Source organism: Collinsella sp. BIOML-A6, assembly GCF_009875845.1.
GTDB lineage: Bacteria > Actinomycetota > Coriobacteriia > Coriobacteriales > Coriobacteriaceae > Collinsella > Collinsella aerofaciens_H.
The window spans coordinates 54,504-79,469 of the sequence record NZ_WWSL01000007.1; the positions used below are offsets into that span (position 1 = coordinate 54,504).

Here is a 24,966-nt window from a genome sequence, read left to right on the forward strand (position 1 = left end):
TTTATTCATTTTGAAAATAGTTGAGCGGTGAACGGTCGTTTTTATCCGCTCAGCGTACAGAACCCCAGCTCAGATATGCTTACGCCATTTACGTGCGACTTTATTTAAATGGAGCGAGGATTAAGCTGGATTATGCAAACTATATCTTTGCTAAACACAAAACAGAAAGCGCAAAATCTTACTCGCACTATACGAGATTCTATGCATTTACAAGTCGAGTATGCACCCCTGCAAAAACATGGCGTTTTTCATCCAACTTAGGGAATAATCAATCGCGTCTCACCCTTCGGCAAACGACTGTGAGTTCGCAGTATGGAACTTTACCGTCGGGTACTGCTTGAACGCCGCTGACGCCCTTTCGCTCCTGCGCGCCTAGGCAACCGAGAACGTCAACGGCGACACTGCCGACTTGGCCACCCTCAGCAACAGTGCCGCATGCCTTTTCGTAAAGTACTGTGCCGGTTCGGCGGCTTTGAGACCGAAGGAAGCTTTGCTATCTGCCAATTTTTGTATGATTTGGTCAAATCTATCTGCCAATTTTTGTATGATTAGGGGCAAATCTATTTGTCAGTTTTTGTCATTTGGGGTTTTGATGCTACGTCGTAAGGTCACTGACAGGCTTTTGAGCTGGAAGAATAACTCTAATAAGGCGTTGCTTGTTACCGGTGCGCGTCAGATTGGCAAGAGCTATGCGATCCGCACGTTTGGAAAAGACAACTACGCATCGTATTATGAGGTCAATTTGCTGCTCGATACCGAGGCAAAGGATGTACTTGCTGGCGCCAAGAACGCCATTGACTTTATCAACCGTGTGGCCCTTCTTGCAGACGTACCGCTTGTTGAGGGAGATACCCTTATCTTTGTCGATGAGATTCAGGAGTATCCGCAGATTGTCACGCTTATGAAGGCATTGGTCGAGGACGGGCGCTTTAGCTATGTCTTCTCGGGGTCTATGCTTGGGACCGAGTTTAAGGGAATCTCTTCTTTTCCGGTAGGGTATGTCGAGCACATTGTTATGCGGCCGATGGATTTTGAAGAGTTTTGTTGGGCAAACAGCGTCAGCGAGAATGTGCTTGCCGGTATTCGCAGCTGCCTTGTCGAGAAGCATCCTGTCGAAAACTATATTCATGAGGCGATGCTCAAGAACTTTAGAGCCTATATCGTTTGCGGCGGCATGCCGGAGGTCGTTCAGAACTATATCGATTCGGGTTATTCGCTCGTGAGAACGCGTGAGCTTCAAATTCAGCTAGTCGATCAGTACAAAAGTGATATCTCTAAATATGCATCGACTCGAGCGTTTAACGTTCGCTCGATTTTCGAGCAAATTCCGGTTCAACTTGAGGCGGAGTCTCATCGCTTTGTTGTTTCTTCTCTGGGAGAGGGGGCTCGTCTTCAAAAATACGAGCGGGATTTCCTATGGCTGGTGAACGCGGGCGTTGGATTGATGGTTCCCCAGGTGACGGAGGCACGGAGTCCTCTCAAGAGGACGGAGAAAGCGACAGCTTTTAAACTATACGAGTCTGATACAGGAATGCTCGCATCGCGATATCCCGGCAGCACGGCACGCGCCGTCTATCTTGATATGAAAACCCCCAACCTCGGCGGCCTCTACGAGAACGTGGTCGCGCAGGAGCTTGTTGCCCTTGGGGTGGATGCGTGGTACTACCAGGCACGCGAAGTCGGCGAAGTTGACTTTGTGGTCGAGGGCACCAGCGGGCATGTTGTCCCGATCGAGGTCAAATCGGGCAAGAAGGTTCGAGCGCATGCGGCCCTCGACCGTCTGATGAGTGTGAGCGAGTACAAAATTCCCGAGGCCGTTGTGTTAAGCCGCGAGAACCTTAGCAAAGAGGGCAAGGTCCTGTACGTCCCAATTTATATGACATTCTGTCTCGATGAGTTTATGGAAAAGGACGACCCCGACAACGATTTCTCGTTTGCGCCCATATCTCTCTAGATCATCCAAATCCACAATCCAGTCCCTTCCACGCCCAAAGTAACGCGCCTTTCGCGGCAAAGTCGCGAAACAGCGACCGGGACAAAAGAACCCCCGCCGCACGTAGTGCGCAGCGGGGGTTCCTTCATGTCCAAGGACGTCCGCGAAGGTCAGCCCTCAGATCCTGCGGTGGGAGACCTAGGCCTCGTTGTACACCGTCTTGAGCTTCAGCAGGTGAGCGTAGCGGTCCATAGCGGCCTGCTCGTTCTCCTTGAAGAGCTCCTCGGCGCGCTCGGGGAAGGAACGCGTCAGCGAAGCGTAACGGGCCTCGTTCATCAGGAACTCCTGATAACCGCCCGCGGGCTCCTTGGAATCGAGCGAGAACTTCTTGCCGGCAGCAGCCTCGGGGTTGAAGCGGAAGAGGTTCCAGTAACCGCACTCGACAGCTTTCTTCATCTCGGCCTGGCAGTTCTGCATGCCACCCTTCTTGATGGAGTGCATCTCGCAGGGGCTGTAGCCGATGATGAGGGACGGGCCGTCGTAGGCCTCGGCCTCGTGAATGGCCTTGAGGGTCTGAGCCGGGTTGGCGCCCATGGCGACCTGCGCCACGTAGACGTAGCCGTAGCTCATGGCGATCTCGGCCAGGGACTTCTTCTTGGTCACCTTACCGGCAGCGGCGAACTGAGCGACCTGGCCCAGGTTCGAGGCCTTGGAGGCCTGACCGCCGGTGTTGGAGTAGACCTCGGTGTCGAAGACGAAGACGTTGACGTTGTGGCCGGAAGCCAGGACGTGGTCCAGGCCACCGAAGCCGATGTCGTAGGCCCAGCCGTCGCCGCCGAAGATCCAGAAGGACTTCTTGGTGAGGTAAGCCTTGTCGGCGAGGATTGCCTTGGAAGCCTCGCAGCCGCACTTCTCGAGCTCGGCAACGTAGGCGGCGGCAGCGGCCTTGGAGGCCTCGACATCGTTGATGGAGTCGAGCCAAGCCTGGCCGGCAGCCTTGATCTCATCAGACGGACCATCGGCAGCGATGATGTCCTGGGTAGCGGCAATCAGCTTGTGCTGAACGGCCTCATAGCCGACGGCCATGCCCAGACCGTGCTCGGCATTGTCCTCGAACAGGGAGTTGTTCCACGCCGGGCCGTGACCGTCCTTGTCCTTGCAGTAAGGAGCGGTGGCAGCGGGGTTGCCCCAAATGGAGGAGCAGCCGGTGGCGTTGGAAATGAACATGCGGTCGCCGGCGACCTGGGTCACCAAACGTGCATAGGCGGTCTCGGCACAGCCGGCGCAGGAGCCCGAGAACTCCAGGTAGGGCTGCTTAAACTGGCTGCCCTTGACGTTGGCTGCGATGAGTTCCTTCTTCTCGGGGACGTTCTCGACCATGTAGTCCCAAATGGGCTGCTGGTCAATCTCCTGCTCGGCGGGAACCATCTCGAGGGCACCCTTGGGGCAGACCTTGGCGCAGTTGGTGCAGCCCATGCAGTCGAGCGGGGACACGACGATAGCGAACTTCATGCCCTTGGCCTTGGGGCCCATAGCGTCGAGCATGCGGGTAGCCTCGGGCGCGGCGGCAGCCTCGGCCTCGGTCATCGCGAACGGACGGATGGTGGCATGCGGGCACACATAGGCGCACTGGTTGCACTGGATGCACTTGGTCTCGTCCCAGTGGGGAACGACGACGGCGACGCCGCGCTTCTCGTATGCGGAGGCGCCCAGCTCAAACTGGCCGTCGGCGCAACCGACGAAGGCGGAAACAGGCAGGCTGTCGCCATCCATGCGATCGATGGGCTCGAGCAGGTTCTTGACCTGCTGGGCGATGGCGGACTTGGTCTCGTCGGAGAGCTCGACGGGAGCGGCATCCTCGGCGGTTGCCCAGTCGGCCGGAACCTCGAACTTACGGAAGGCGGTAGCGCCGGCATCGATGGCCTTGTGGTTGGCGTCGACGATGGCCTGGCCCTTCTTCATGTAGGACTTGGTGGCCGCGTCCTTCATGTACTGCAGGGCGTCCTCGGCGGGCAGAACCTTGGCCAGTGCGAAGAAGGCGGACTGGAGCACCGTGTTGGTGCGCTTGCCCATGCCGACCTTGGCAGCCAGGTCGATAGCATCGATCAGGTAGACGTTGACGTTGTTGTTCGCGATGTAGCGCTTGGCCACGGCGGGCATGTGCTCGGCGAACTCCTCGTCGCTCCACTGGCAGTTGACCAGGAAGGTGCCGCCCGGCTTGACGTCGCGGACCATCTTGAAGCCCTTGACGATGTAGCTGGGATTGTGGCAGGCGACAAAGTCGGCCTTGGTCACGTAGTACGGCGAACGGATCGGGGAATCACCAAAGCGCAGGTGCGAAACGGTGACGCCGCCGGTCTTCTTGGAGTCGTACTGGAAGTAGGCCTGGACGTACTTGTCGGTGTGGTCGCCGATGATCTTGATCGAGTTCTTGTTGGCGCCGACGGTACCGTCGCCACCCAGACCCCAGAACTTGCACTCGATGGTGCCGGGGGCGGCGGTGTTGGGCGCATCCTCGGCCTCGGGCAGGCTCAGGTTGGTCACGTCATCGACAATGCCGATGGTGAACTCGCGCTTGGGCTCATCCTTCTTAAGCTCCTCGAAGACAGCGAACGCGGACGCGGGAGGCGTATCCTTGCTGCCCAGGCCGTAACGGCCGCCGACGACCTTGATGCCCGTCTTGCCGGCCTCGTAGAGAGCGGAGACGACGTCCTGGTAGAGCGGCTCGCCGATGGAACCCGGCTCCTTGGTGCGGTCCATGACGGCGATCTTCTGGACGGTCTCGGGGAGAACGTCGACAAAGTGCTTGATGGAGAACGGACGGAACAGGCGAACCTTGACCAGGCCGACCTTCTCGCCGTGAGCGTTGAGGTAGTCGATGACTTCCTCGAGCACGTCGCAGAAGGAGCCCATGCACACGACGACGCGATCAGCATCGGGAGCGCCGTAGTAGTTGAACAGGCCGTAATCGGTGCCGAGCTTCTCGTTGATCTTCTTCATGTAGCCCTCGACGACGGCGGGAAGCTCGTCGTAGACCTTGTTGCAGGCCTCGCGGTTCTGGAAGAAGATGTCGCCGTTCTCGTGGCTGCCGCGGGTATGCGGGTGCTCAGGGTTGAGCGCGTGGTCGCGGAAAGCCTGGACGGCGTCCATGTCGCACATCTCGGCAAGATCCTTGTAGTCCCACATGGCGACCTTCTGGATCTCGTGGCTGGTGCGGAAGCCATCGAAGAAGTTAAGGAACGGGGTCTTGCCCTCGATGGCGGCAAGGTGAGCCACCGGCGAGAGGTCCATGACCTCCTGGACGTTGCCCTCGGCGAGCATGGCGAAGCCGGTCTGACGGCAGGCCATGACGTCGGAGTGATCGCCAAAGATGTTCAGGGCGTGCGAAGCGACGCAACGCGCGGAGACGTGGAAAACGCCCGGGAGCTGCTCGCCCGCGATCTTGTACATGTTCGGGATCATCAGGAGCAGACCCTGAGAAGCCGTGTAGGTGGTGGTCAGAGCACCGGCGCCCAGCGAACCGTGAACGGTACCGGCTGCACCTGCCTCGGACTCCATCTCGACGACCTTGACCGGGGTGCCGAAGATGTTCTTGCGACCCTGGGCCGCCCACTGGTCGACATGGTCGGCCATCGGGCTGGACGGCGTAATGGGATAGATTCCCGCTACCTCGGTGTACGCATACGAAACATATGCGGCCGCCTCGTTGCCGTCCATAGACTTAAACTTACGCGCCATATACCCCTCTCCTCTCATATAGGTATACAGGCCCCGGCGATCGCCGGGATGTTGGCGAGATGGGATTTTCGTTGTTACTTCCAATCATCTGGCAGGCGGACTCAGCAGCAGGTACATGGCGTGGAGAGAAGGCATGCCGAGGCAAGGAGGGCTGCACGCGCTCCACAGGCCCAGCCACCCGTCTTGCACATGACCGAGCGCCGCAAAGGCCGCATGCCGGATGCTCCCGGGCACGCCCCGGCGATGGGAAGCGCCCGCAACGGAAATCCGCATGCGGGTTCATTGTACCCCGCCGTCAAGTGTAATTTCGGCAAATATAGGTGGGCGGTAAAGGTTTACCCCGGGTGACTATCACACGGCCGATGTCAGCGAACGCAATCCCCGGGGACGACGCAGCAGTTGCGGTGAAATAGTTCTTGGATGCCCGCCTCAAGGGCCTCATCAGGAACTATTTCACCGCAACTCATTGAGGAGATGAGTTAGAGGGCGCCGAGGAGGATGGCGTAGGTGGTGGATTCGCCGAGTTTGAGCTCGTCGCTGGGGTTGAGCTGGGCGGAGCGGCCGGGCTCTACTTGAATACACACACTCGTGGCCCCGTTTACCACCACGGTGCCGTTCGTGGACGACAGGTCCTCGACAAACCATGCGCCAGACTCGTCGCACCAGATATGGGCATGGCGGGCCGAGACGTCGTCGCCGACGTCGGTGATGTCGCCCTCCCCCGTTGCCAGCGCGCCGATCTCGACGCCTTCCTCACTCGGCTGAATCCAGCGCGGGGCGCTCACCACGTAGCCGTTTTGCACGCGCAGCAGTCCCAGCGGATGCGCCGGCGCGACCTCGCGTTCGCCCGCAACCGAAGATGTGCTCAGCGAGCGCGGCGTCGACGTGGCGCCGCCACAGGTCGCATGAGCGTAGTCGATGGCATAGGTCACCGACGAGCGGACATCTGCCGAGCAACCCACGGCGACAAACAGCACCAGGATGGTCTCGGCGCGCTCGGCGGGCATAAGCTCAGCCGCCTGCGACAGGCGCTCGAGCGCATTGCGATAGAGATTCGTGTCCTGATGGCATTCCCCGAGTGCCCGCACCATGGGCTCGCCAGCGGGGCCGCACACCATATTGGTCACGGCCGCGGCGTCCATGGGATTGCGACGGCGCAGGGCCAGCTGCGACATAATGCGCGCGGCCGAGGTGCCGTAATCGGCAAAATAACGTTCCTGCAGCGTGCCGACAGGCGCGCGCACGATAAAGCGCGAAACCCAGGAGCGATCGGCGGCACGGCTCTGCGGACTACGGCCGTCGGCGAGCGGGCGGCTCGAGAGCACCAGGCCGCACAGTTCGATATGGCTCAGGTGCGCTGCGCGCTTAAAGATGTCAAACATTGCCCCGCACGGGGTGAGCTCGGCCTGAGAAGCCATGGCTTAGCCCTCCTTGGTCGCAGAGATAGTGTCGAGTACTTCGGCCGGCCCGCCAAAGGCGCGGGCAGCCGCGGCTCCGCCGGCAAGCGGCGTTGCCATGGGAATTTTCGCACGTCGTGCTGACGCGACGGGAAGCTCAAAGGCAAACCCCATCGCCAGCAAAAACCACGTGAGCGCATAGGTTGCAATTATGGCGGCCACCAGGCCACCCGCCACGGCATGCTGGGAAAACACGGCACATGCGAGTGCGGCCAGAGCCGGAACCTCGCAGGCGGAAAGGGCCAACACGCCCTGCAGGAATCCCGCACGGCGGTCGCGCGCCAAGGCCCCGGCGGCGATGCCCACCATGCCCGGCGGCGCCAACACCAGCGCGGCGATCATGGCCGGCAGCTTCCCGGACCATATAAGCGGTCCCACGACGAGCGTCACATGGGCGCCCGACGCCAACAGCGCCGCTGATACCACGACCGCAGCCCAAAGCACGCCGCATACCGCCGTCGCACCAACCATCACCGTACGCCGGGTTGTGTGCCCCGATACCTCCATCGGGCACGGCATGAGCGGCTCGGCGCGAAGCGAGCGGGCGACATTTTGCGCATAGTGGTCGCAAAATGCCGAGAGCGCCGCCTCCACCGCAGCCGGCTCGGGACGATCTTCCTGATGGCAGGACAGGCAGGCCATCACCACATCGAACAGCTGGGCGTCGACAAACGCCAGCGCATCGCGCAGATCCTCGGAATTTGGATCGAGCCCCAGCTGTTGGGCCTGCTCGGCCGCGGCAAGTGCCACATCGGGCTCGCGCCGCAGCAGTTGCGTCAGATCGCAGCCGGGCGCGTGGGCGCCGACGGGATAATCGGGCAGCGTATCCATCTTGAGGCGATAAGGGCTGGCGATATCGCGCGTCTTTTTGCGCGAGCCCGAAGTACCCGACGCACCCGGCGCCACTTCGTACGGCGCGACACCGGCGATGAGCTCGTAGACCGTACTCGCCGCTGCATAGACATCGATCGCCGGCGACATGCGAAGCATGCGCAGGTCGGGGATATCGTCGGTGAGCATCTCGGGCGGGGCGTAGGCCACCGTCGCGCGGCGCAATGTGGCATAGCGCTCGGTAAACGACGCCTTGCCGCCGGTACCGGCCACCGCAGAGGCGGGCTCGAGCGCCAGCGACGAGCCAAAGTCGATCAAGCACAGGTCGAAGGTGCCTTCGGCAAGTTGTCGGTCGAGCGGCAGGCGCGCCGTGCGCACCATAATATTAGCGGGCGAGATATCGCGATGGACGAACCCCTCGCCTACCAAGCCCATGCGGCAGAGCAGATCGAACAGGTCGCGACCCAGGCGCGCCGCCACGAGCGGCGATAGACGCCCGGCATCGTCCACAGCAAGGCGCGAACGCAGGCGAGCGAGCGTCTCGCCCTCGACCCACTCCATGACAATCGCGGGCACGCCGTCGACCTCGCCCCACCCGTATAAGCGGGGAAAGCCCTTAAGGCCCGAAAGGGCACGATGGCATTCATATTCTTCGCGAAACGCCGCCTTGAACTTGGTGACCAGCGCCTCGTGGGCGACATCGTCATCAAATTCGTCGCGCGTTGGCAAGATGAGCCGCTTGAGCGCCACGGCCTCGCCCTGCACGTTAACGGCACGCGTCACGCGGCCGATGCCGCCGCGGCGCATGGTGGCGTCGTCGGCAAACAGCATCGTAAAACGGCGTAGGTAGGCGGGAAGCTCGTCCGTGCCCAGGGCGACGGCCGGCTCGAACCCGTCGACGCGTGCCAGGCGCAGGCCCACCATGGGATCACGGTTGAGCGACTGGGCTGCCGTAGAAGCGAGGTCGTTCGTCATAGGGCGATCGCCGCCACATTGGTGTTGAAGTTGTTGAGCGCGACGTTATCGTCGCCGTAATGTCCGACCCATTGACACAGGTTTGTGTAGCAACCCCAAAGGTTGGCGAATTGTCGATACCACGTTGACTGGGGAGGAAACGTCTGCCGGCCAAACTCGGCACGGATGACAAACATGTCATTGACCAGGCTGTCGCACGGTCCGGTGTCGCCCGTGGCGTTATAGGTCGACACCACGCTATTGGCGCGGGCGACATAGCTGTCGAGCATGTTGTATTTGGTCACGAGCCAACTGTGGATACTCTCCTCCTCGGCAGCCGAGAGGCCACCCGAGCCCGTGTCGCCGCCGTTACCGCCGTCCGTCGAGCCACCACTCGAAGATTCACCGCCAGAGGCGGAGCCCGAACTGGGACCGCCGTCCGAGCCCGCCGAACCGGCGCCAGAACCGGACCCATCCGAGCTGCCGGGCTTACCCGCCTGCTGCGTATCCTGCCCCTTCTGCTGCTCTGCCTTGTTAACGACAGAAGCCACGCTGTTGTTGGAAAGCTTCGTGATGACCTTGGTGTTGGTGAGCATGATGGTCTTCCCGTTTGCCAGCGTAACCTCGTTGTCCGATGTTTCGGGACTGTCCGCATCGTCGCCACCGAACACAACATGCGAGACCACGCTCGCCCACGCATATCCAGTTGTCGTTCCCAAGTCGCTTTTGGCCTTGCGCCCAATATGCAGCTCGCGCGCAGCATGCGCCTGTACCATGGACGGCACCGTCATGCCATAAGCCGAAACACCGGCTATGACCAGCACGAGCGAGCAAGACAGCAGCACATACGCCCGGGGCGCCAGGCCCAGCCGGCGTCGCATGCGCACCGCGGCGCCATGCTTTGTCTGAGTGCCCCCGGGCCGCATGCATTCTCCTCCAACAAAAACACGCCGCTTAAAGGCGGCGCATTCTTTCATATCCACATTTGAGTGTATCAGCGAACCCAAGAGGTTGCGCAACGAATGGGCAAATACGAGGTACGAGCGGACCCATCCACGCGATAAGCGAATGAAAAGCAGGTTTGTTGCACAACAAATGCATGAACGCGCGCCCAATTATGAGCGCCCCGTGCGGCAGGCCGACGGGACATGCCGCGGAGCTGACGCCGCCTAGATCGCGCGGCGGGCCTCGATAGCGCGGCCAAGCGTAAGCTCGTCGGCATACTCCAAATCGCCGCCCACGGGAAGGCCGCTCGCAAGACGCGATACCCCAACGCCCAATGGCTTGATGGTGCGAGCAAGGTAGCTCGCCGTGGTCTCACCCTCAATGTTGGGGTTGGTGGCGATAATGACCTCGTGGATGTCCTCGTGGCCCAGGCGCGCCAGCAGCTCGCGGATATGCAGCTGCTCGGGACCGATCTTGTCCATGGGGCTGATCACGCCGCCCAGCACATGGTACAGGCCATGGTAGCTGCCCGTGCGCTCGATTGCCTGGACGTCGCGCGGCTCGCCCACCACGCAAATGCGAGTGGTATCGCGCATGGGGTCCTGGCAGATGGAGCACTCGTCGGCCGTGGCGTAGTTAAAGCAACGGCTGCAAAAGTGGACCTCCTGCTTGACCTCCAGAATGGCCTCGGCCAAGCGGCGGGCCTCCTCGGCATCGGCCTCGAGCAGGTAATAGGCGATGCGCTGGGCCGACTTGGGACCAATGCCCGGCAGACGACCCAGCTCATCGAGCAGTTTTTGCAGACTGTGATTCGCACTCATATATATGCGTGTCTTAGAACGGCATGCCCGGGATGTTGAGGCCACCGGTGATGGCGCCCATCTGCTTGTTGGCGAGCTCGTTGACGCCGCGGACGGCCTCGTTGACGGCAGCCATGATCATGTCCTGCAGCATATCGACGTCCTCGGGGTCGAGGGCATCGGGATCGATGGTGAGGTTGACGAGCTCCATCTCGCCGTTAACGGTCACCTTGACCATACCGCCGCCGGCAGAGGCGTCGACGGTCTGGGACTTGAGGTTCTCCTGCGCGGCGGCAAGCTGCTCCTGCATCTTGCGAGCCTGCTTCATCATCTGCTGCATGTTCATACCGGCCATGATGGCTCCTTTACGTGCGGCCGCACGCCGAGCTGCAAGGGCAGCCGGAGCGCGGCGGGTCTTTCAAACTCAAAAATCGTACCACGGCGCGGGGCAAGCGAGCGGGGCGGTCACGCTACCTCAGTCGATATACATGTCCTTGAGCGTGACGATTTGCCAATCTTCGCGTGCGGCGAGCTTCTTTTTTGTCGCGGCGCTCACGTCATGCTTGCAAAACAGCATGAAATGAGAGGCGGTGAACCCTTTTACCACGCCTCGCTTGCTTTCGAGGTCGTCAATCTCTGCCGACTCGTCAAACGATTCCCTGTATTTGCACTCCCCGATCACCAAACGCTTTGACACCCGATCGGCAGCTAAAACATCGATATCATCCTGGGCCCGTTTGTCGGGATTCGTTCCCCACCACGATGACACCGCCGTTGCCGGAATTGGCAACTTGCCCTGTTTCGCCTGCTCAACCAACCACTCGGCACACAACGCCTCAAACCGATGACCCAGGTATTCGTTCAGCTGCTCTTCTGGAAGCGCGTTGGCAACTGCCCGGCCCAAACCGGCCTCGATATCGGACGAATATGGCATGACGAACCGAAACCAAAACGCATAGCACGGCTCGGAAAGCCGGTAGATTCCGCGCTTGCTGGTTTCGACGCTCTCGCCAAACGGAACGACCTTTTCGATAATTCCCACCGATTCCAGCGCCTTGAGATAGCGGGGCAGCGTTGTCTGGGCAACGCCCGCGCGATCTGCGATCTGCTTTGCGCGGTTTGCACCGGCAGCCACAGCCCGCAAAATCGAGTTATACATTGCCGGCTCCTGAAACTCCTGACGAATCAAGCCCTCGGGCTCGCCATAGAGAAACCCCATGGGATCGAAGTAAAGCCGGGCCAGATTCTCCTTGAGTCCCATGCTCGAATCCAGCTGCTGCAGATAGTACGGGACGCCGCCAAAACAGCCGTAGAATGTAAAAGCCTCATGAGCGCTCAGGCCCGGAAGCATCTTGGCTGCATCTCTAAATCCAAGATCGCGCACCTTGATTTGGGCCGTGCGCCGGCCAAACAGGGGGCTTTTGCGTCCCAGCACATTGCTTTCCATAAAACCCTGATTGCTGCCGCAAAGAATGAGAAATGCGTTCGTTTCCCTGAAGGCCCGGTCGATGGCGACCTGGAAAATCGAGGGCAGTGCCTCGTTGCGCATCGCCGCATAGGGAAACTCGTCAAATACAAAGACAAATCGCTCGGCGCGTGCTCGATCGGCGATAAAGGACAGCGCGTCAGTCCAAGATGAGAATCCGCCAAGCGATGCGGGAAGATTGAAAAAGCTAGCGATAGCGCGATTGAAATCCGCAAGGTTGTCGGCATCGCTTTGCTCGAGAGCGGTAAACGAGAGCGTCCGTTTACCGCGGCAGAACTCGTTGATCAGCGTCGTCTTTCCCACGCGTCGACGACCGTACACAACGGCCATCTGAAATGAACGCTGCTCATAAAGGGATTCGAGTTTTGCAAGCTCCGCTTCGCGCCCGACAAACATTATGCACTCCCGAATTATGCAGGGTCGAATAATTCACACTTGCATAATATCTTAAGCTCAATCCAGTAGAACCGGAATCAGACAATATATCCGCACGGCTACATGCCGAGCCGCTGCTCGAGGCGGCACGCATGGCGGCTGGGTATAATTTGATTGTCATAAATGATGATGTGGAGGTGCCCCCGTGAATGTCCCAGCCGCACTGCAAAACATCCGCTCAAAACACCCCGCAATTTTTTTGTTTCTCTATCTCTTTGTCGGCTGGGCATTGCTGGTTGTCATCACCCATGCCATAGCTCTTGGAGCAGAACTGCTGGTAGCCAGCTCGGACCAGCCCGTCGTCAAATGGGAAGCGACCGATGAGTACGCCGACGGAACCCGAACCGTTTACTACAACAGCCCGTCCCTCTACCAAGAGTTCAAGGTCAAGATAAAGGGCTCCAAGATTGTCAATGCCGAGCCAGGCATCTATTCGGCAATCGGAGCAACCGTCAACGCCGAGCAAGTCGAGTACACAGACAGCCATGCGACGTATCGTGTCGACCTCAGCACCCTAGGCCGACCGTCACGCACCTGTCTGCTCAAATGCGACATACGTGGCACCGCACTACACATGTCCGAAATACAGATGCGCCCGGGCAAAGGGTTCTCTTCTTGAGCAGTATACCCGCCTGCGCAGCTACTCCACCGGCTTGAAGATGGTGGCCTGGCCGAAGACACTGCGGATGAGGGCTTTGGCCTCGTCCTCGGTCTGCGGGATACTCGGGGCTGCACCCTGATGGCCAAAGGGACTGCCGGCGCCGGGGTTGGACTCCCAGGGAGCTGCAGGAGCATCCTCTTCTTTGGGGGCAGTTGCAGAGGACTTGGGCGCGGACGCCGCGGCCGACACGTCGAACGGGGGCAGATCGTCCCCGCCGGCATCGGCAGCAAAACCGCCGACCATGACATCGTCGTAGGGAACCTGCTCGGATTCCCACGGCGCAGACGGCGCGGCGGGCTGAGCCTTGGGAGCGGACGCGCGCTCGGGCGCTCGGGGTGCGGGCTCGGTCGGGAGCTTGCCCGTGGCAGGAGCGCCGGCAGGGTTGTCGGAGCGCAGCCATGGAGCCTTGCCCAGGTCGGATGACTTGGACGCAGGCGCGACAGGCTTGGGCGCGGACGCCGGGGCAGCAGGCTTAAGCGTGGCGGGTTTAGGCGCCGACGGGGTCGGTGTCATCACCGGCGTCGCTTGCTGCTGTGGCGCGCTGGCACTCGAGGATACAGGGGCCGCCGAGGACACGGGTTGCGGGTCCGCAGATACCGCAGCCCGTGCAGATGGAGAATGCTCCTCATGTTGAGGAGCCGGCGTGCCACCCCCATCCAGGACATAGTCGACGGTGCGACGACCGAAGACCGCACTGACTGTCGGCAGGACCACCGACTGCGTGTCGGCGCGACCGAGCATCTTGATGGCAAAAGTCGAGCCCGCGGGGAACGAGACCGTGAGCCTGGAGCCATCGTCGGCCGTGGCGCGGGCGTTAAGCAAAAGCCCTGCATAGGAAGCCTGACGAGCCTTGACACGCTCGACGACCTCGACCCATTTGCGCTGGAGCTCGCCGGCGTCCTCGACCGCGGGGGTCTCGGCAGCACCGGCGGCGGCAACCTGAGCGGCAGTGCTGGGCTTGGACACCGGCACGGTCGATGCAGCAGGCGCGGGAGCCGGAGCCGCAACGGGTTGAGGTGCAGGCGTTACCGGTTTGGACGCGGGAGCCGGAGCCGTGGACCTGGGCGCAGGCTGGACCGCCGGAACAGCAGTGCCGCGGTCCCAAGGCATGCCGCCCTGATGCGCGGACGCAGCAGCAGGGGCGGCGGTCGCCGCAGAAGTAGCAGCTCGGGCACCCGATATCAGCGTCGGCTGTTGCGTCTCCGCAGGTGCAGCCGCAACAGCCGCAGGCGCGGCGGCCTGAGCAGCAGCCACGCTCGCCGGAACGGCGGCGTTGGCAACCATGGCCTCCAAGCGAGTCACGCGCTCAGCCAAAGCTTCAATCGTTAAATCGGCCTCGGGACGCGTCAGGCGGGTGCAGGCGATTTCGAGCACCAGGCGCACGTCGCTCGCACCCCTCATCTCCAAGGCGGCATCGTCGAGCACCGTCAGCACACGGGCCAAACGATCGGCAGGATGCTCGCCAAAGGCAGCGGCCTCGGCAGCAAGCGTCTCGGCCCGCTCGGAGCCGCCCTCAAACAGCTCGGCACGGGCACCGGCAACGCAGGCAACGTACACGTCACGCACATGCGCCACGAGGTCGCGCGTCAGCTCCAGCAGGTCGTTTCCTTCCTCGACCTGCGCACGGATCAGTCCATAGAGCTCGGCAACATCGTGATCGGCAATGGCGCGGGAAAACTCGCCCAGGATCTGGTCCGAAACCTCGCCCAAAAGCGAGCGGGCGTCGTCCGCATGCACGGTGCCGTTGCCGAAGACGCTCAGCTGCTCCAGCGTGGAGAGCGCGTCGCGCATGCCGCCCTTGGCATGGCGTGCCACGATGGCAAGCGCCTCGTCGTCGTAATCGAAGCCCTCCTGTTCGCAAACGTATGCCAGGCGATGCTCGATATCCTCGTTACCGATGCGGTGGAAATCGAAGCGCTGGCAGCGCGAGAGGATGGTCTCCAGAATCTTTTGCGGGTCGGTGGTGCACAGCACAAAGATCACGTGCGCTGGCGGCTCCTCAAGCGTCTTGAGCAGCGCGTTGAACGCCGCCGTCGTGAGCATGTGGACCTCGTCGATGATATAGATCTTGTACTTGCCACGTACCGGGGCAAAGTTAACGGAGTTGATGATCTCCTCGCGCACGTTGTCCACGCCGGTACGGCTTGCGGCATCGAGCTCGTAGACATCCGGATGGTTGCCCTCGGCGATGAGCTCGCACTCCTCGCAAGTACCGTCGGGCATGCAGCCGCTTGCACCCTCGGCGCGCGCCGCCTCGGCATTGCGGCACAGCAGCGCCTTGGCCAGAATGCGCGCCATGGTGGTCTTGCCCGTGCCGCGCGGTCCGCAGAACAGGTAGGCGTGGGACAGGCGTCCCTCGGTGATGGCGTGCTCGAGCGTCGAGACGATATGCTGCTGGCCCACCACGGAGTCGAAGGTGAGCGGGCGATACTTTCGGTACAACGATTCCATGGGTGCTCCCCCGGGTATACTGAGTCTTGTCGCCGCGGCGGCCATGCGGTCGCACGGCATACTGCATTCCATAATAACCCGTACGGCGAGTCCGCCGCGATAGGAGTCCAAAGAGCATGGCAGACGCAGAGAGCAGCCTCGTTCCCTCCGAAGCAGCCGACCAGGTCGAGGTCGCGCTCGAGACGCAGGCAGCGGTCGATGACGGCATCCTGTACCTCAACGAGTATCAGTACGAAAACGATCTGGTCACCGACTTCGCCCGCCTGGTCGCCTCGCCCAGGCGCCGTGGCTCCCTGTACGTCGCCGCCGCCATTGCCGCGCTGCTGGGTATTGGCATGCTGGCGGCCGGCGGCAACTGGATCAAGTTTGGCGTCGTGCTGATCGTGTTCGGCGCCTTTTTGGCCTGGTGGAGCAAAAATCTGCACCATACGCTCGCGCGCGACTTTATCGAAGCCGTCGAGGCCGACGAGTCCATGGGTGGCCGCTATCGCCGCGTCGCTGCCAACGAGGACGGCCTGATGGTCTGGGGCAAGAGCGGCAAGTCGCAGTTCTTCCCGTTTGAGAAGCTCGACCACGTGCTCGACGGCGAGCGCATCTTTGTGGCCATGTTCGCCGACCAGGGCGTGACGATCCCCAAGGACACCTTCGTCCGTGGCGATGCCGAGCAGTTTGGCTCCTTCCTTAAGGCGCGCATCAACAAAAAGCTCCGCATCGAGACCAAGAAGAAGAAAATGAAGGCCGAGAAGGCTGCCGCCGAGGCCGAGCAGGGCGACAAGGACAACAAGCCCCAGGACAACAAGGGCAAGTAGCGCAAGCAGAAGAAGAACAAGAAGAAGCGATAAACCGGCCGACGCCGAAGGCACCTCGCTCCGCGTCATTCCGGGCCGGGGCACCTGGGATCGAGCGCGAGTACCGCCGATGGGCCCATTTTGCCTAACTCTCGAGCTATTTCACTTCAAACCTTAAGAGCCTTCTCTCCGGCAGATCGGTCATCTTCATCGTATAAGTCCCGGGAAAAGCCTTCTCAAAACGGACGGTCTCGTAATCTTCAAAGTAATCGTTGGTGTTTCGCATCATGAATGGGACGAGCAACTCGTTCTCCGCCCCAACCTGTACAGCAAACGCAGCAGAACCGCCCAGAGCCGGCATTGCCTGCGCTATCAGATCGGTATTGACCATAAAGTCATAGTTTGGCGCGTGCTCCGGTACCAAATGCCAAACATACGTTTTGATTCCGCCTTCGACATTGTCCTTATTCCTGACACGCATCTTTACGGCGATAACACATGTGGTGTCGGCGTCCTTCAATTTTGTTTTCGTATCCACGATGCCATATTTTGAATAATCATCATGCGCACGCTTGAGATACTCGCGCGGCGTGAGCAGCTCCGCCCCGTCTATACAAAACGAATACCCATCAGTCGCCACATCCTTCGACCCCAGAAACGCCCCATCCATCGAGAGCCATTCGCCCTCTGCATAGTATTTCTCAGGAATGACTGCCCGATTTCCGTTAACGACGCTCATCCTCATGCCCGCAAGGCCGGTAGCAGCACAGCCGAAAAGCGCGAGCATCGACCTTCTCGTCCACAGGGCCTTCTTCATCGTGCTCACGACCTTTCCCGAACGTTCACAACGGCACCGTCGCGCATGCAGTAAACCCGATTGGCCAGCCCCTCGAGCACCTCTCCGTCATGGCTGGACAAAAGAACCTCACGGCCCGTTGAGGCCGCCATCGCCACAACGCGCTTGAGCATTTCAACGCCCGCTTCGTCGAGGGCATTTGTTGGCTCATCGAGAACAAGTAGCTTCGGCTTTTCCATAATTGCCGCAGCTATCCCCAGACGTTGCTTCATCCCAAGCGAATATGCTCGGAACTTCTTTTTTTCGTCTGCATCGAGCCCCACGAGCCGCAGGGCAGAGCGAATGTCCTCGGGAGTGGCAACGCCCTTGATCTGGGCGATGAGCTCCAGATTGTCGTAGCCAGACAGATATCCCAAAAAGGAAGGCGCCTCGATCAACATCCCCAGACTCGGCGGGAACGAGATGTCCGCCCCAAGCCTTTGGCCATCGATAGAGATTTCGCCTTCGGTAGGCTTGATCAATCCGCAGACCGCTCGCATAAGCATGGTCTTACCCGAACCGTTTATCCCCTGAAGCCCGACCACAGTCCCAGGGTCAACCTCGATGGACACGTTGCGCAGAACATCGTTTTTGCCCATGCGCTTCGATACGTCCCTAACGATCACGCTCATATCTTGTCCCCCTTTTCTATAAGGTCGGCCCTTCGAAACCACAGTCCACCCAACGATAGGCATAACGACATAATCACAATTGAAAACAAGACGCTCGAGCCCGTCGCGATTCCCTCTTTGACAATTCCGCCCCAGCGCAACAGCATCAGGGCATTTCCCAGCAGCACCCAATGCCGCGCAAATGCCGAGCAGATCAGGTAGCTCATTAAAACCACAAACGAGACTGACGACCCAAGCACAAACCCAACCGCTGCCTGCGCAAACGCAAGAGCCTCAAAAGCAAGAAAAAGTCCTACGAAAAACGGCAGCGCATCTGCCTCGCCAGCTTTGAGAAACCACGGCGCCAAATTAGCCAGCTGAAGCGACTCACCATGGACGACCGCGCTGAACGAGGCACCCACCATCAAGCTCCAAATCACAACAGAGCAAACCATCACGAGCAGCGAAAATGCCGTTACCGCCGCCACCAAGATAAAACGCGAGACCCACCAAAGGGTTCTTGCCCGACATCGAACAAGCGCTTGCAAACCAAACCCGTGTAACGATTCGGTCGGATAATCGAGTGTTGTATAGAGAATAAGCAGAATGAGAAAAAGCCATCCTAGCGGAGGCACAAACATGACCCCGGGCCTAGGCTCAAACGGAGCAGATCCGGCAAACACGAGCGCGAGATTATCAGCAAACCCCAAGGCATTCGTCCGAACCCCATACACAGAAGACAAGCCGTAGGCGTACACCAAGTTCGCAACGGTCACTGCCGCAATCGCAATAAAAGTAAGGATGTTCTTCTTCAAAACGGTCCTCAGGTCCGCGGCGACCAGCCTAAACAGCATCAGACCACCTCGCGTCTTTTTAAGAATCTCGCGGAAATCAAAGAAAAGACGAACAGCAAAATGATTTCTGCAACCCCCGCTCGGATGTCGGGCCAGTTATTTAGTGATTCCGACCTGATGCTGTTAAGAATGTTGCAGTTAAAGCCGACGCATGAAAGGACGCTAAAAATCCAATCGTTAACAAAGTGCCATGCAACCATAATCAGATATGGAACGACCATCGCCTTGATTCTGCTGCGAAACACAACCGACAGACCAGTCACGGCCATGGATAGAGCCCCCAGCGTCACCGCATCGAACAGTGTATAAACCAGCACGTATAACAGAGGCCGGGAATAAAACAGACCAGAAAAATAGCTATGCAGATAGAGCCCAACATAAATCGATTCGTCGACTCGGGGGAGATACGCGGGAAACAGCATGGAGACAATCAGGAAGTTCACGAGTAGCGGAATAGCCGTGACCGCAAACGCAGAGAGGAAAGCAGACAGCATCTTCACGTTCACGTATGCATTTCTAGAAACACGCGTGCAGATCTGTGCCTCGTAACCGCTCAAACGCTCGGACAGGCATGACCACGACCCGGCCAACATGGCAAGCAACGGCAGCGCATAGAAAAACACCGACGCTAACAACGGCGCGTTCGCGCTCACAACAATCCAGTTGCCAAAGCTACTTTCACGCGTTTGGCCGAGGTATGTCTGAGACTGCAGGCCAATGCCGTAGCCAAAAGATAACAGCTGCTTGCGTTCAGTCTCGAGCGTCCACCACGCCTCGATGGCAGCTGCCATCGAAATGGCAGTCGCCAAAATAAGAGCCAACGCAAATATATGGTTTCCAAATATCTTGGATAACTCGTGCCGTATTAGATTTCTATTCAAATGTCATCATCCTCCCATCGAGGGGATGGGGCCGAGCAACAGTGCCCGGCCCTAATCAAAAGCGGTTAACAATGCGTCGACGCACGGCAACTTTTGCATGAATAGAGAAAGATGTCTGTAAACACCCGCTATTGAGTTGATTGCTCAGGCGTTTACACGTTATCTACCTGCGATAACAATGAAATAAGCTCCGCTTTATTCTTGATCCTCAACTGGCGGTAAGATGCAGACCGCAGTGCTTGCACCGTAGATGCAGCGTAACCGACATCCTCCGCAATAGCCTTTGTCGTTGCGCCCTCTGCCGTCATCAGCAAGATTTGCGACTGAACATCAGAAAGGGAGCGAGACATAAGCAGGGCCAGCTGGCGCACGCGGGCTGTTTCGGTGGACCCGTTCGCGCGGTACTCCAAGACGGCTTTCTCGTCCTCAACCGAGCGGGCGAGCGCGATGTGCGTGACGAATATGGGCACAGACCAGCAGACGATCACCGTTGCCACGACGACATTGACAGCCGAACTTTGCCCCAACAACGACACGAGGAACAACGGCTTGAAAACCGTCAGATCCTGCGCCATGTTGAGCAAGACAACCCAAGCAGGAGCCGTCGCCCCAAAGCAAAGCATCCATACCCCGAGCATTTTGCGCTGCGGACAGCCGCGCAGCACTATATACGTGAGCAGCATCCCCGTCAGCACCGCAAACCCGTGGATTCGCCCCCTAGCGACCGCATAGATTAAGGCAACCATGCCCATTGAGACCAACGGCACGATAGCCCGAGTATGGGCATGAACCTTAAACGGTCGCAGCTTAACAGCGAGCGAAGCCATAGACGCTATGCCGCAAACCAGGACCGGTGCAGCCATCAACGGATCACGTATGCACCTCCATGCCGCGATATAGACAAAAGACCATTCCACAGCAGACAGTATCGCCCACACGCACGGGCTTCCGAGCCCGATCGCTTCGCCTGCCCTATCCAGCGCAGCTTTACGATTCGGTTTTCCACCCGTGTAGCGTAGCGACAGAAACAGTCCGAGACCCAATGCATAGCTTGAGAGAGAAAAGGCGACAGCCCACGAAACACCGGACCCCCAATCGCTATCCGCCATTACCAAGGGGCCTGCCGCCAGGAGGATGAAAAATAATGTGAGCAGGTATCGAAACAGCCGGCGCGCTCGAGCTGATGACAACATATCGTCAGCATGTCGCTGCGGCGGCTCTTGCCCTACAGTATCACCCTCACCCGCAAACAACGCCACGAGCTCGCGTGAGCCCGCAACCGATGCCTTCCCGTATGCTCGGTGAAGCGTTGTTCGCACCGTCGATGGCTTCGTATCCGTCTCCTTGGCAATTTCCGCCGGCGTTTTCCCTTTGAGCAGCAGTCGAACAAACTGCTCCTCTCGAGGCGACAGGGCAGGGGAAAACACCCCCGCATCGAATGGGTCGGACGCGCAGGCAATATCCGGATTGTTGTCCCATTTCCCCCTTAGCAACGTGCACACGAAGGCAACAGCAATAGCGGACCCCATCGACAGTGATGCAATGACCGCGGCATCGTTTGCGAAGTATGCCACCTCGACAGCCGGAACAAGACCAATAGGGACTGCCACGAGCACAGAACGGGCAAACACGTCGCTCTGTCCCCGACCAAAGGCGCGAGGACAGCAAAGCAGCAGGGCCACAGCCAACCCGAGATAGACCAGAGGAATTAAAAGCACAAGACCAATTGACGCGGCCGAAACAGAGGGCATCCCCCATGGCCCAGGAACAATTCTCCATGAAACTCGACAGCAAAACAGCAGGCAAGACAGGACGGCTATTGTTTCTGTAAAAATCGCGTCCTGCGGGTGACGAGTTTCTCTTTCGTCAGTTCCTGTCGCCCCCTGCGTCAAAGGAGAGCCCGCCGTATTCCAAATTACATATGAGAGGAGCAGCGACCCAGCAAAGCACGAGGCACACGAAACGCCATGCAACAGCCAGATCGGTGCAAACACGAATGGAATAGAATCTCCGCGAGCATAGAAGGCCAGGTCGGCCCATTCGGGAACCGTTGCAATAACACCAAGGAAAACACCGATGGCACCGAGATGCTTCGGCCGTCTTATTTCTCCCCCCTTGCGGAGCGCAGCACCATGAACAAACGCCGCAAGGCATGCGCCCAGGATAACGAGCCAGGTCATTGCACCTGATGCCAGGCCGATTGAAGATGAAAACCGGTGATAAGGGGTGACCGCCATTACGATAAGCGCAATGGCACAGGCAGATGTAGCAGAACGGCGGGAAAAGAGCATATGGCCTCCATAGCGCGTCATTATATCGCCCGGACCGCTCGTTTTCCTCGTCATCTGCCCGAGCGTGCTACACTAGCAGCATCTATGCCGCCGCGAATGGCTCGGCCCCGCGCCCGCCGCTCGCAAACGAACTTTAAACGCACGAGGGTTGGCCATGCCGCTTTTCTCGCAACATACCGCCCGGTTCTCGCCGGACGTTCCCTTGGAGGGCACCAGCTCTCGCGAGCTGCTCAAGCGGTACCAACCGCTCGAGACACTGGCGACCGGCGGTTTTGGCTCCATCGAGATTTGCCGCGACACGCACCTGCGCCGTCGCGTGGCCATTAAGCGCATCCCCCTGATCAACGGCGCCGGCATGCCCGCCAGCGACATCATGGATGTCCTGCGCGAGGCACACACCGCCGCCATGCTTCAACATCCCAATATCGTGCAGGTTATCGACTTTACGCACGATACCGCCTATGCCTACCTGGTCATGGAATATGTCGATGGCATGTCGCTCGCCGAGTTTTTGCATCGCGTGGACGGCCACTCACTCACCCTTGACGAGGCCGCGGCCATTGCCGACGCGCTGGGCCAGGCGCTCACCTTCGCCCATAGCAATGGCGTGCTCCACCTGGACATCAAGCCTGCCAACGTGCTCATCGACCACTCGGGCAACGTTAAGCTCACCGACTTTGGCATGGCACGTCTGTCGTCTGCCGGCGGCTTTGGCGGCTCGCGCGGCGGCACCATCGGCTACATGCCACCCGAGCAGCTCGACATCGAGACTGGCACGGTCGACGAGCGCGCCGACGTCTTCGCCCTTGCCTGTGTGATCTACGAAGGCCTATGCGGCAGCGCTCCCTTTATGGCCGCCACGCCCGCCAACTCGCTCGGCCGCATCATCGGCGGTGCCACCTACCCCAGCGAGCTCATCCCGCACTTTCCCCCGGGAGCCGAGAGCGCGCTCATGAGCGCGCTCTCCCCCATGCCGCAGGACCGCCCCAACAGCATCGAGGCATTTTGCGACCAGCTCCTTGCCGGTCTGGGCAGCGTGCGCGAGGGCCGTCGCAGCCTGGAGCAAATGGTTGGCGAGCTTTCGGATGACGAGCAGGAGCTCGACGATATCGAGCCGTCGTACTACGAGGACGACGCCATCGAGGTCGACCCCGCACTCGGCTGGGCGGGCACGCGCTGGAGCCATGCGCGCGACTACACCATGCGCGCCATCTCGGCGCTAACGTGTGGTGCCTTTAGCTTTTTGATCATGCAGACGGCTGGCGTCGCGGCGCTTCCCGGACTTATTGCCGCGGCCATCTCGATTGGAGCGGCCGCCGGCCTGGCCCCGCAGATTGGCTCGGCCATCTCGGCCGTGGGCTTTTTGGTACTTATGGCCAACGCCACCATGCAGGCGCAGGGCATCCTGTCGATGCTGCCCGTCGCGGTGCTCTTTGCCGCCACCATGTCCGGTTGGTGGATCGCCTGGGGCCGCACCGAGGCCGCCGCGAGCGCCGCGCTCACCTGCGCGGTGGCACTTGGCTGTCTAACGGGCGACGCCCTCCTTGCCGCCGGGGTCGCCGCCGGCATCGCGGCCTTTTGGCTCGGCCCGGCAAGCGCCGCGGCCGCCACGGGGATGGGCGCGCTTTTTGGCCGCCTGGCTACGGTTGCGCTTTCCGCCGGAGGCGTGCTGGGGCTCGGCAATGTTGCCGCGGCGCTGGGAGACATGCTCTCCTGGGCTGCCATCGTGCTCGTCGCGGCGACAGCTGCACTGACATCTCTGCTGCTCAACGCCCATGCCAAGCATGCCGAGCAGGGCTCGAACCTAACTGCAATCGCTGCCATCGCCGGCTGCGGAATAGGCTCCGCGGCGTCGCTCTGTCTTGCACACCATATGGAAATTGCCAGCCTTGCGGCCGCGGTCGTCGTCAAGGCGGCGGTTGCGGGAACCCTATCCTCTATAATCGTTGGGATATGCCTATATTTGCTCGGATACCAAAGAACCTATACGGAGAGTGATCTTTCGTGAACTTCCTGAACATCTTCGAGGACCACGTGGCCGGCATCTTCGGTGCCACCCGTGCCCCGTTCTCCTTTAAGAAGCTTGCCAAGCAGGCCGCTCGCGACATGGAGGATCAGACTCTGGTGATCAACGGCGTCAACACCGCGCCGGCACTCTATACCATCCTGATCGCCGTCGATGACGATCCCATGCTCGCCCCGTTCTACCCCGAGCTTTCGCGCGAAGTCCGCGAGTTTGTGAAGGCACAGGCCGAAAAGCGCCGCTATGTGTTTGTCGGCGAACCCCTCGTTCGCTTTATGATCGACCCGCAGCTGCGTGCCGGTAAGTTCTCGGTCTTTGCCGAGAACGTCGACGCCCCCACGCTCGGTCGCCTGTACGAGGAAGAGCGCGCCTACCAGAATGGCCTGGGCCAGAACAACTCGGCCGCAAGCCGTGCCGTCAGCGCCCCCCGCGCCGGCAAGCAGCAATTCGCCGCTCCGCAACAACAGCACCCCGCCGCCATGCCCCAGCAGCCGGCGCCCCGTGCCGCCGCTCCCGACCCGCTCGCCGCGGCCGATCCCTTTGCGCCCAACGTCCCCGACCCCGCCGCCGCACCCATTCCCGTGCCACAAACCGTCTCGCGCGACGCGCTTGCCGGCATGGGCGGAGCCGCCGCGACCGGCGCCGCCGTGGGCCTGGGCGCCGCCGCCAGCATCGCCTCCAACATGGCAAGCTCTCGCGCCCCGCAGCGCCCGCTTGCCCAGCTCGTCGACGTCGTGAGCGGCGAGAGCCACAGCATCACTTCCGCGCAGGTGACCATCGGTCGCGAGCGTTCGGTTTCGGACATCGCCCTGCGCGACCCCAACGTTTCGCGCCGTCACGCCCAGCTCACTTTTACCGGCTCGGACTGGTCGATCGAGGACCTCAACTCCACCAACGGCACGCTCGTCAACAACCGCCGCATCACGCGCTGCCCGCTGCGCAACGGCGACCTGCTGACGTTTGGCCTAAGCACCTTTGAATTTAGGGGATAG

General features: G+C 60.2%; 18 protein-coding genes. 5 read left to right on the forward strand and 13 right to left on the reverse strand.

The window, feature by feature from the left end; genetic code table 11:
• Positions 1–490 precede the first annotated feature (490 nt).
• Positions 491–1,954 carry an ATP-binding protein gene (locus GT495_RS03810; RefSeq protein ID WP_161162675.1) on the forward strand — a complete coding sequence of 488 codons (1,464 nt, stop codon included), beginning with the start codon at positions 491–493 and terminating at the stop codon, positions 1,952–1,954.
• Positions 1,955–2,131: 177 nt separating this feature from the next.
• On the opposite strand, the gene nifJ is transcribed toward GT495_RS03810, so the two are convergent.
• The 7 genes from nifJ to GT495_RS03845 all read right to left on the reverse strand — a co-directional run bounded on the left by nifJ (position 2,132) and on the right by GT495_RS03845 (position 12,540).
• Positions 2,132–5,671 (reverse strand): pyruvate:ferredoxin (flavodoxin) oxidoreductase, encoded by a 3,540-nt coding sequence (gene nifJ / locus GT495_RS03815; protein ID WP_161161552.1) that lies wholly within the window; start codon positions 5,669–5,671, stop codon positions 2,132–2,134.
• Between the two features lie 479 nt (positions 5,672–6,150).
• The gene (locus GT495_RS10635; protein ID WP_152074145.1) at positions 6,151–7,089 is read right to left on the reverse strand and encodes an FHA domain-containing protein; all 939 of its coding nucleotides are present in this window, start codon (positions 7,087–7,089) and stop codon (positions 6,151–6,153) included.
• Positions 7,090–7,092: 3 nt separating this feature from the next.
• A complete protein-coding gene (locus GT495_RS03825; RefSeq protein ID WP_161161553.1) occupies positions 7,093–8,934 on the reverse strand; it encodes a hypothetical protein in 1,842 nt (613 codons plus the stop codon).
• Positions 8,931–9,839 (reverse strand): hypothetical protein, encoded by a 909-nt coding sequence (locus tag GT495_RS03830; RefSeq protein WP_161161554.1) that lies wholly within the window; start codon positions 9,837–9,839, stop codon positions 8,931–8,933. The genes GT495_RS03825 and GT495_RS03830 overlap by 4 nt, the downstream gene beginning before the upstream one ends.
• Positions 9,840–10,082: 243 nt before the next feature.
• Positions 10,083–10,679: a recombination mediator RecR gene (gene recR / locus GT495_RS03835; RefSeq protein ID WP_152076501.1), complete on the reverse strand. Its 597-nt coding sequence runs from the start codon at positions 10,677–10,679 to the stop codon at positions 10,083–10,085.
• A gap of 13 nt (positions 10,680–10,692) precedes the next feature.
• Entirely contained in the window at positions 10,693–11,013 is a 321-nt protein-coding gene (locus GT495_RS03840; protein WP_006235174.1) for a YbaB/EbfC family nucleoid-associated protein, read from the reverse strand.
• A gap of 120 nt (positions 11,014–11,133) precedes the next feature.
• Entirely contained in the window at positions 11,134–12,540 is a 1,407-nt protein-coding gene (locus tag GT495_RS03845; RefSeq protein ID WP_192924128.1) for an ATP-binding protein, read from the reverse strand.
• Between the two features lie 184 nt (positions 12,541–12,724).
• Here GT495_RS03845 and GT495_RS03850 point away from each other — a divergent pair, with 184 nt between their 5' ends.
• Complete coding sequence (locus GT495_RS03850; protein ID WP_161161555.1) at positions 12,725–13,198, forward strand: hypothetical protein; 474 nt, start codon at positions 12,725–12,727, stop codon at positions 13,196–13,198.
• A gap of 21 nt (positions 13,199–13,219) precedes the next feature.
• On the opposite strand, the gene dnaX is transcribed toward GT495_RS03850, so the two are convergent.
• Positions 13,220–15,691, reverse strand: coding sequence for a DNA polymerase III subunit gamma/tau (gene dnaX / locus GT495_RS03855; protein WP_161161556.1), 2,472 nt, complete (start codon positions 15,689–15,691; stop codon positions 13,220–13,222).
• Positions 15,692–15,807: 116 nt separating this feature from the next.
• Between dnaX and GT495_RS03860 the strand changes: the two genes are divergently transcribed.
• Positions 15,808–16,500 (forward strand): hypothetical protein, encoded by a 693-nt coding sequence (locus tag GT495_RS03860; RefSeq protein ID WP_161161557.1) that lies wholly within the window; start codon positions 15,808–15,810, stop codon positions 16,498–16,500.
• Positions 16,501–16,636: 136 nt separating this feature from the next.
• On the opposite strand, the gene GT495_RS03865 is transcribed toward GT495_RS03860, so the two are convergent.
• The 5 genes from GT495_RS03865 to GT495_RS03885 all read right to left on the reverse strand — a co-directional run bounded on the left by GT495_RS03865 (position 16,637) and on the right by GT495_RS03885 (position 21,951).
• Positions 16,637–17,296, reverse strand: coding sequence for a DUF5028 domain-containing protein (locus GT495_RS03865; protein ID WP_161172977.1), 660 nt, complete (start codon positions 17,294–17,296; stop codon positions 16,637–16,639).
• Positions 17,297–17,301: 5 nt separating this feature from the next.
• The gene (locus GT495_RS03870; protein WP_161161559.1) at positions 17,302–17,946 is read right to left on the reverse strand and encodes an ATP-binding cassette domain-containing protein; all 645 of its coding nucleotides are present in this window, start codon (positions 17,944–17,946) and stop codon (positions 17,302–17,304) included.
• Positions 17,943–18,740 carry a hypothetical protein gene (locus GT495_RS03875; protein WP_161161560.1) on the reverse strand — a complete coding sequence of 266 codons (798 nt, stop codon included), beginning with the start codon at positions 18,738–18,740 and terminating at the stop codon, positions 17,943–17,945. Before GT495_RS03875 ends, GT495_RS03870 begins: the two co-directional genes overlap by 4 nt.
• A gap of 38 nt (positions 18,741–18,778) precedes the next feature.
• Complete coding sequence (locus tag GT495_RS03880; RefSeq protein WP_161161561.1) at positions 18,779–19,570, reverse strand: hypothetical protein; 792 nt, start codon at positions 19,568–19,570, stop codon at positions 18,779–18,781.
• 242 nt (positions 19,571–19,812) lie between these two features.
• Positions 19,813–21,951 (reverse strand): helix-turn-helix transcriptional regulator, encoded by a 2,139-nt coding sequence (locus GT495_RS03885; RefSeq protein WP_161161562.1) that lies wholly within the window; start codon positions 21,949–21,951, stop codon positions 19,813–19,815.
• A 154-nt stretch (positions 21,952–22,105) separates the two neighbouring features.
• On the opposite strand from GT495_RS03885, the gene GT495_RS10710 reads away from it, so the two are divergent.
• Together GT495_RS10710 and GT495_RS03895 are read left to right on the forward strand one after the other, a co-directional pair.
• Entirely contained in the window at positions 22,106–23,959 is a 1,854-nt protein-coding gene (locus GT495_RS10710) for a serine/threonine-protein kinase (protein ID WP_204986879.1), read from the forward strand.
• Complete coding sequence (locus GT495_RS03895; RefSeq protein ID WP_152076488.1) at positions 23,956–24,966, forward strand: FhaA domain-containing protein; 1,011 nt, start codon at positions 23,956–23,958, stop codon at positions 24,964–24,966. Before GT495_RS10710 ends, GT495_RS03895 begins: the two co-directional genes overlap by 4 nt.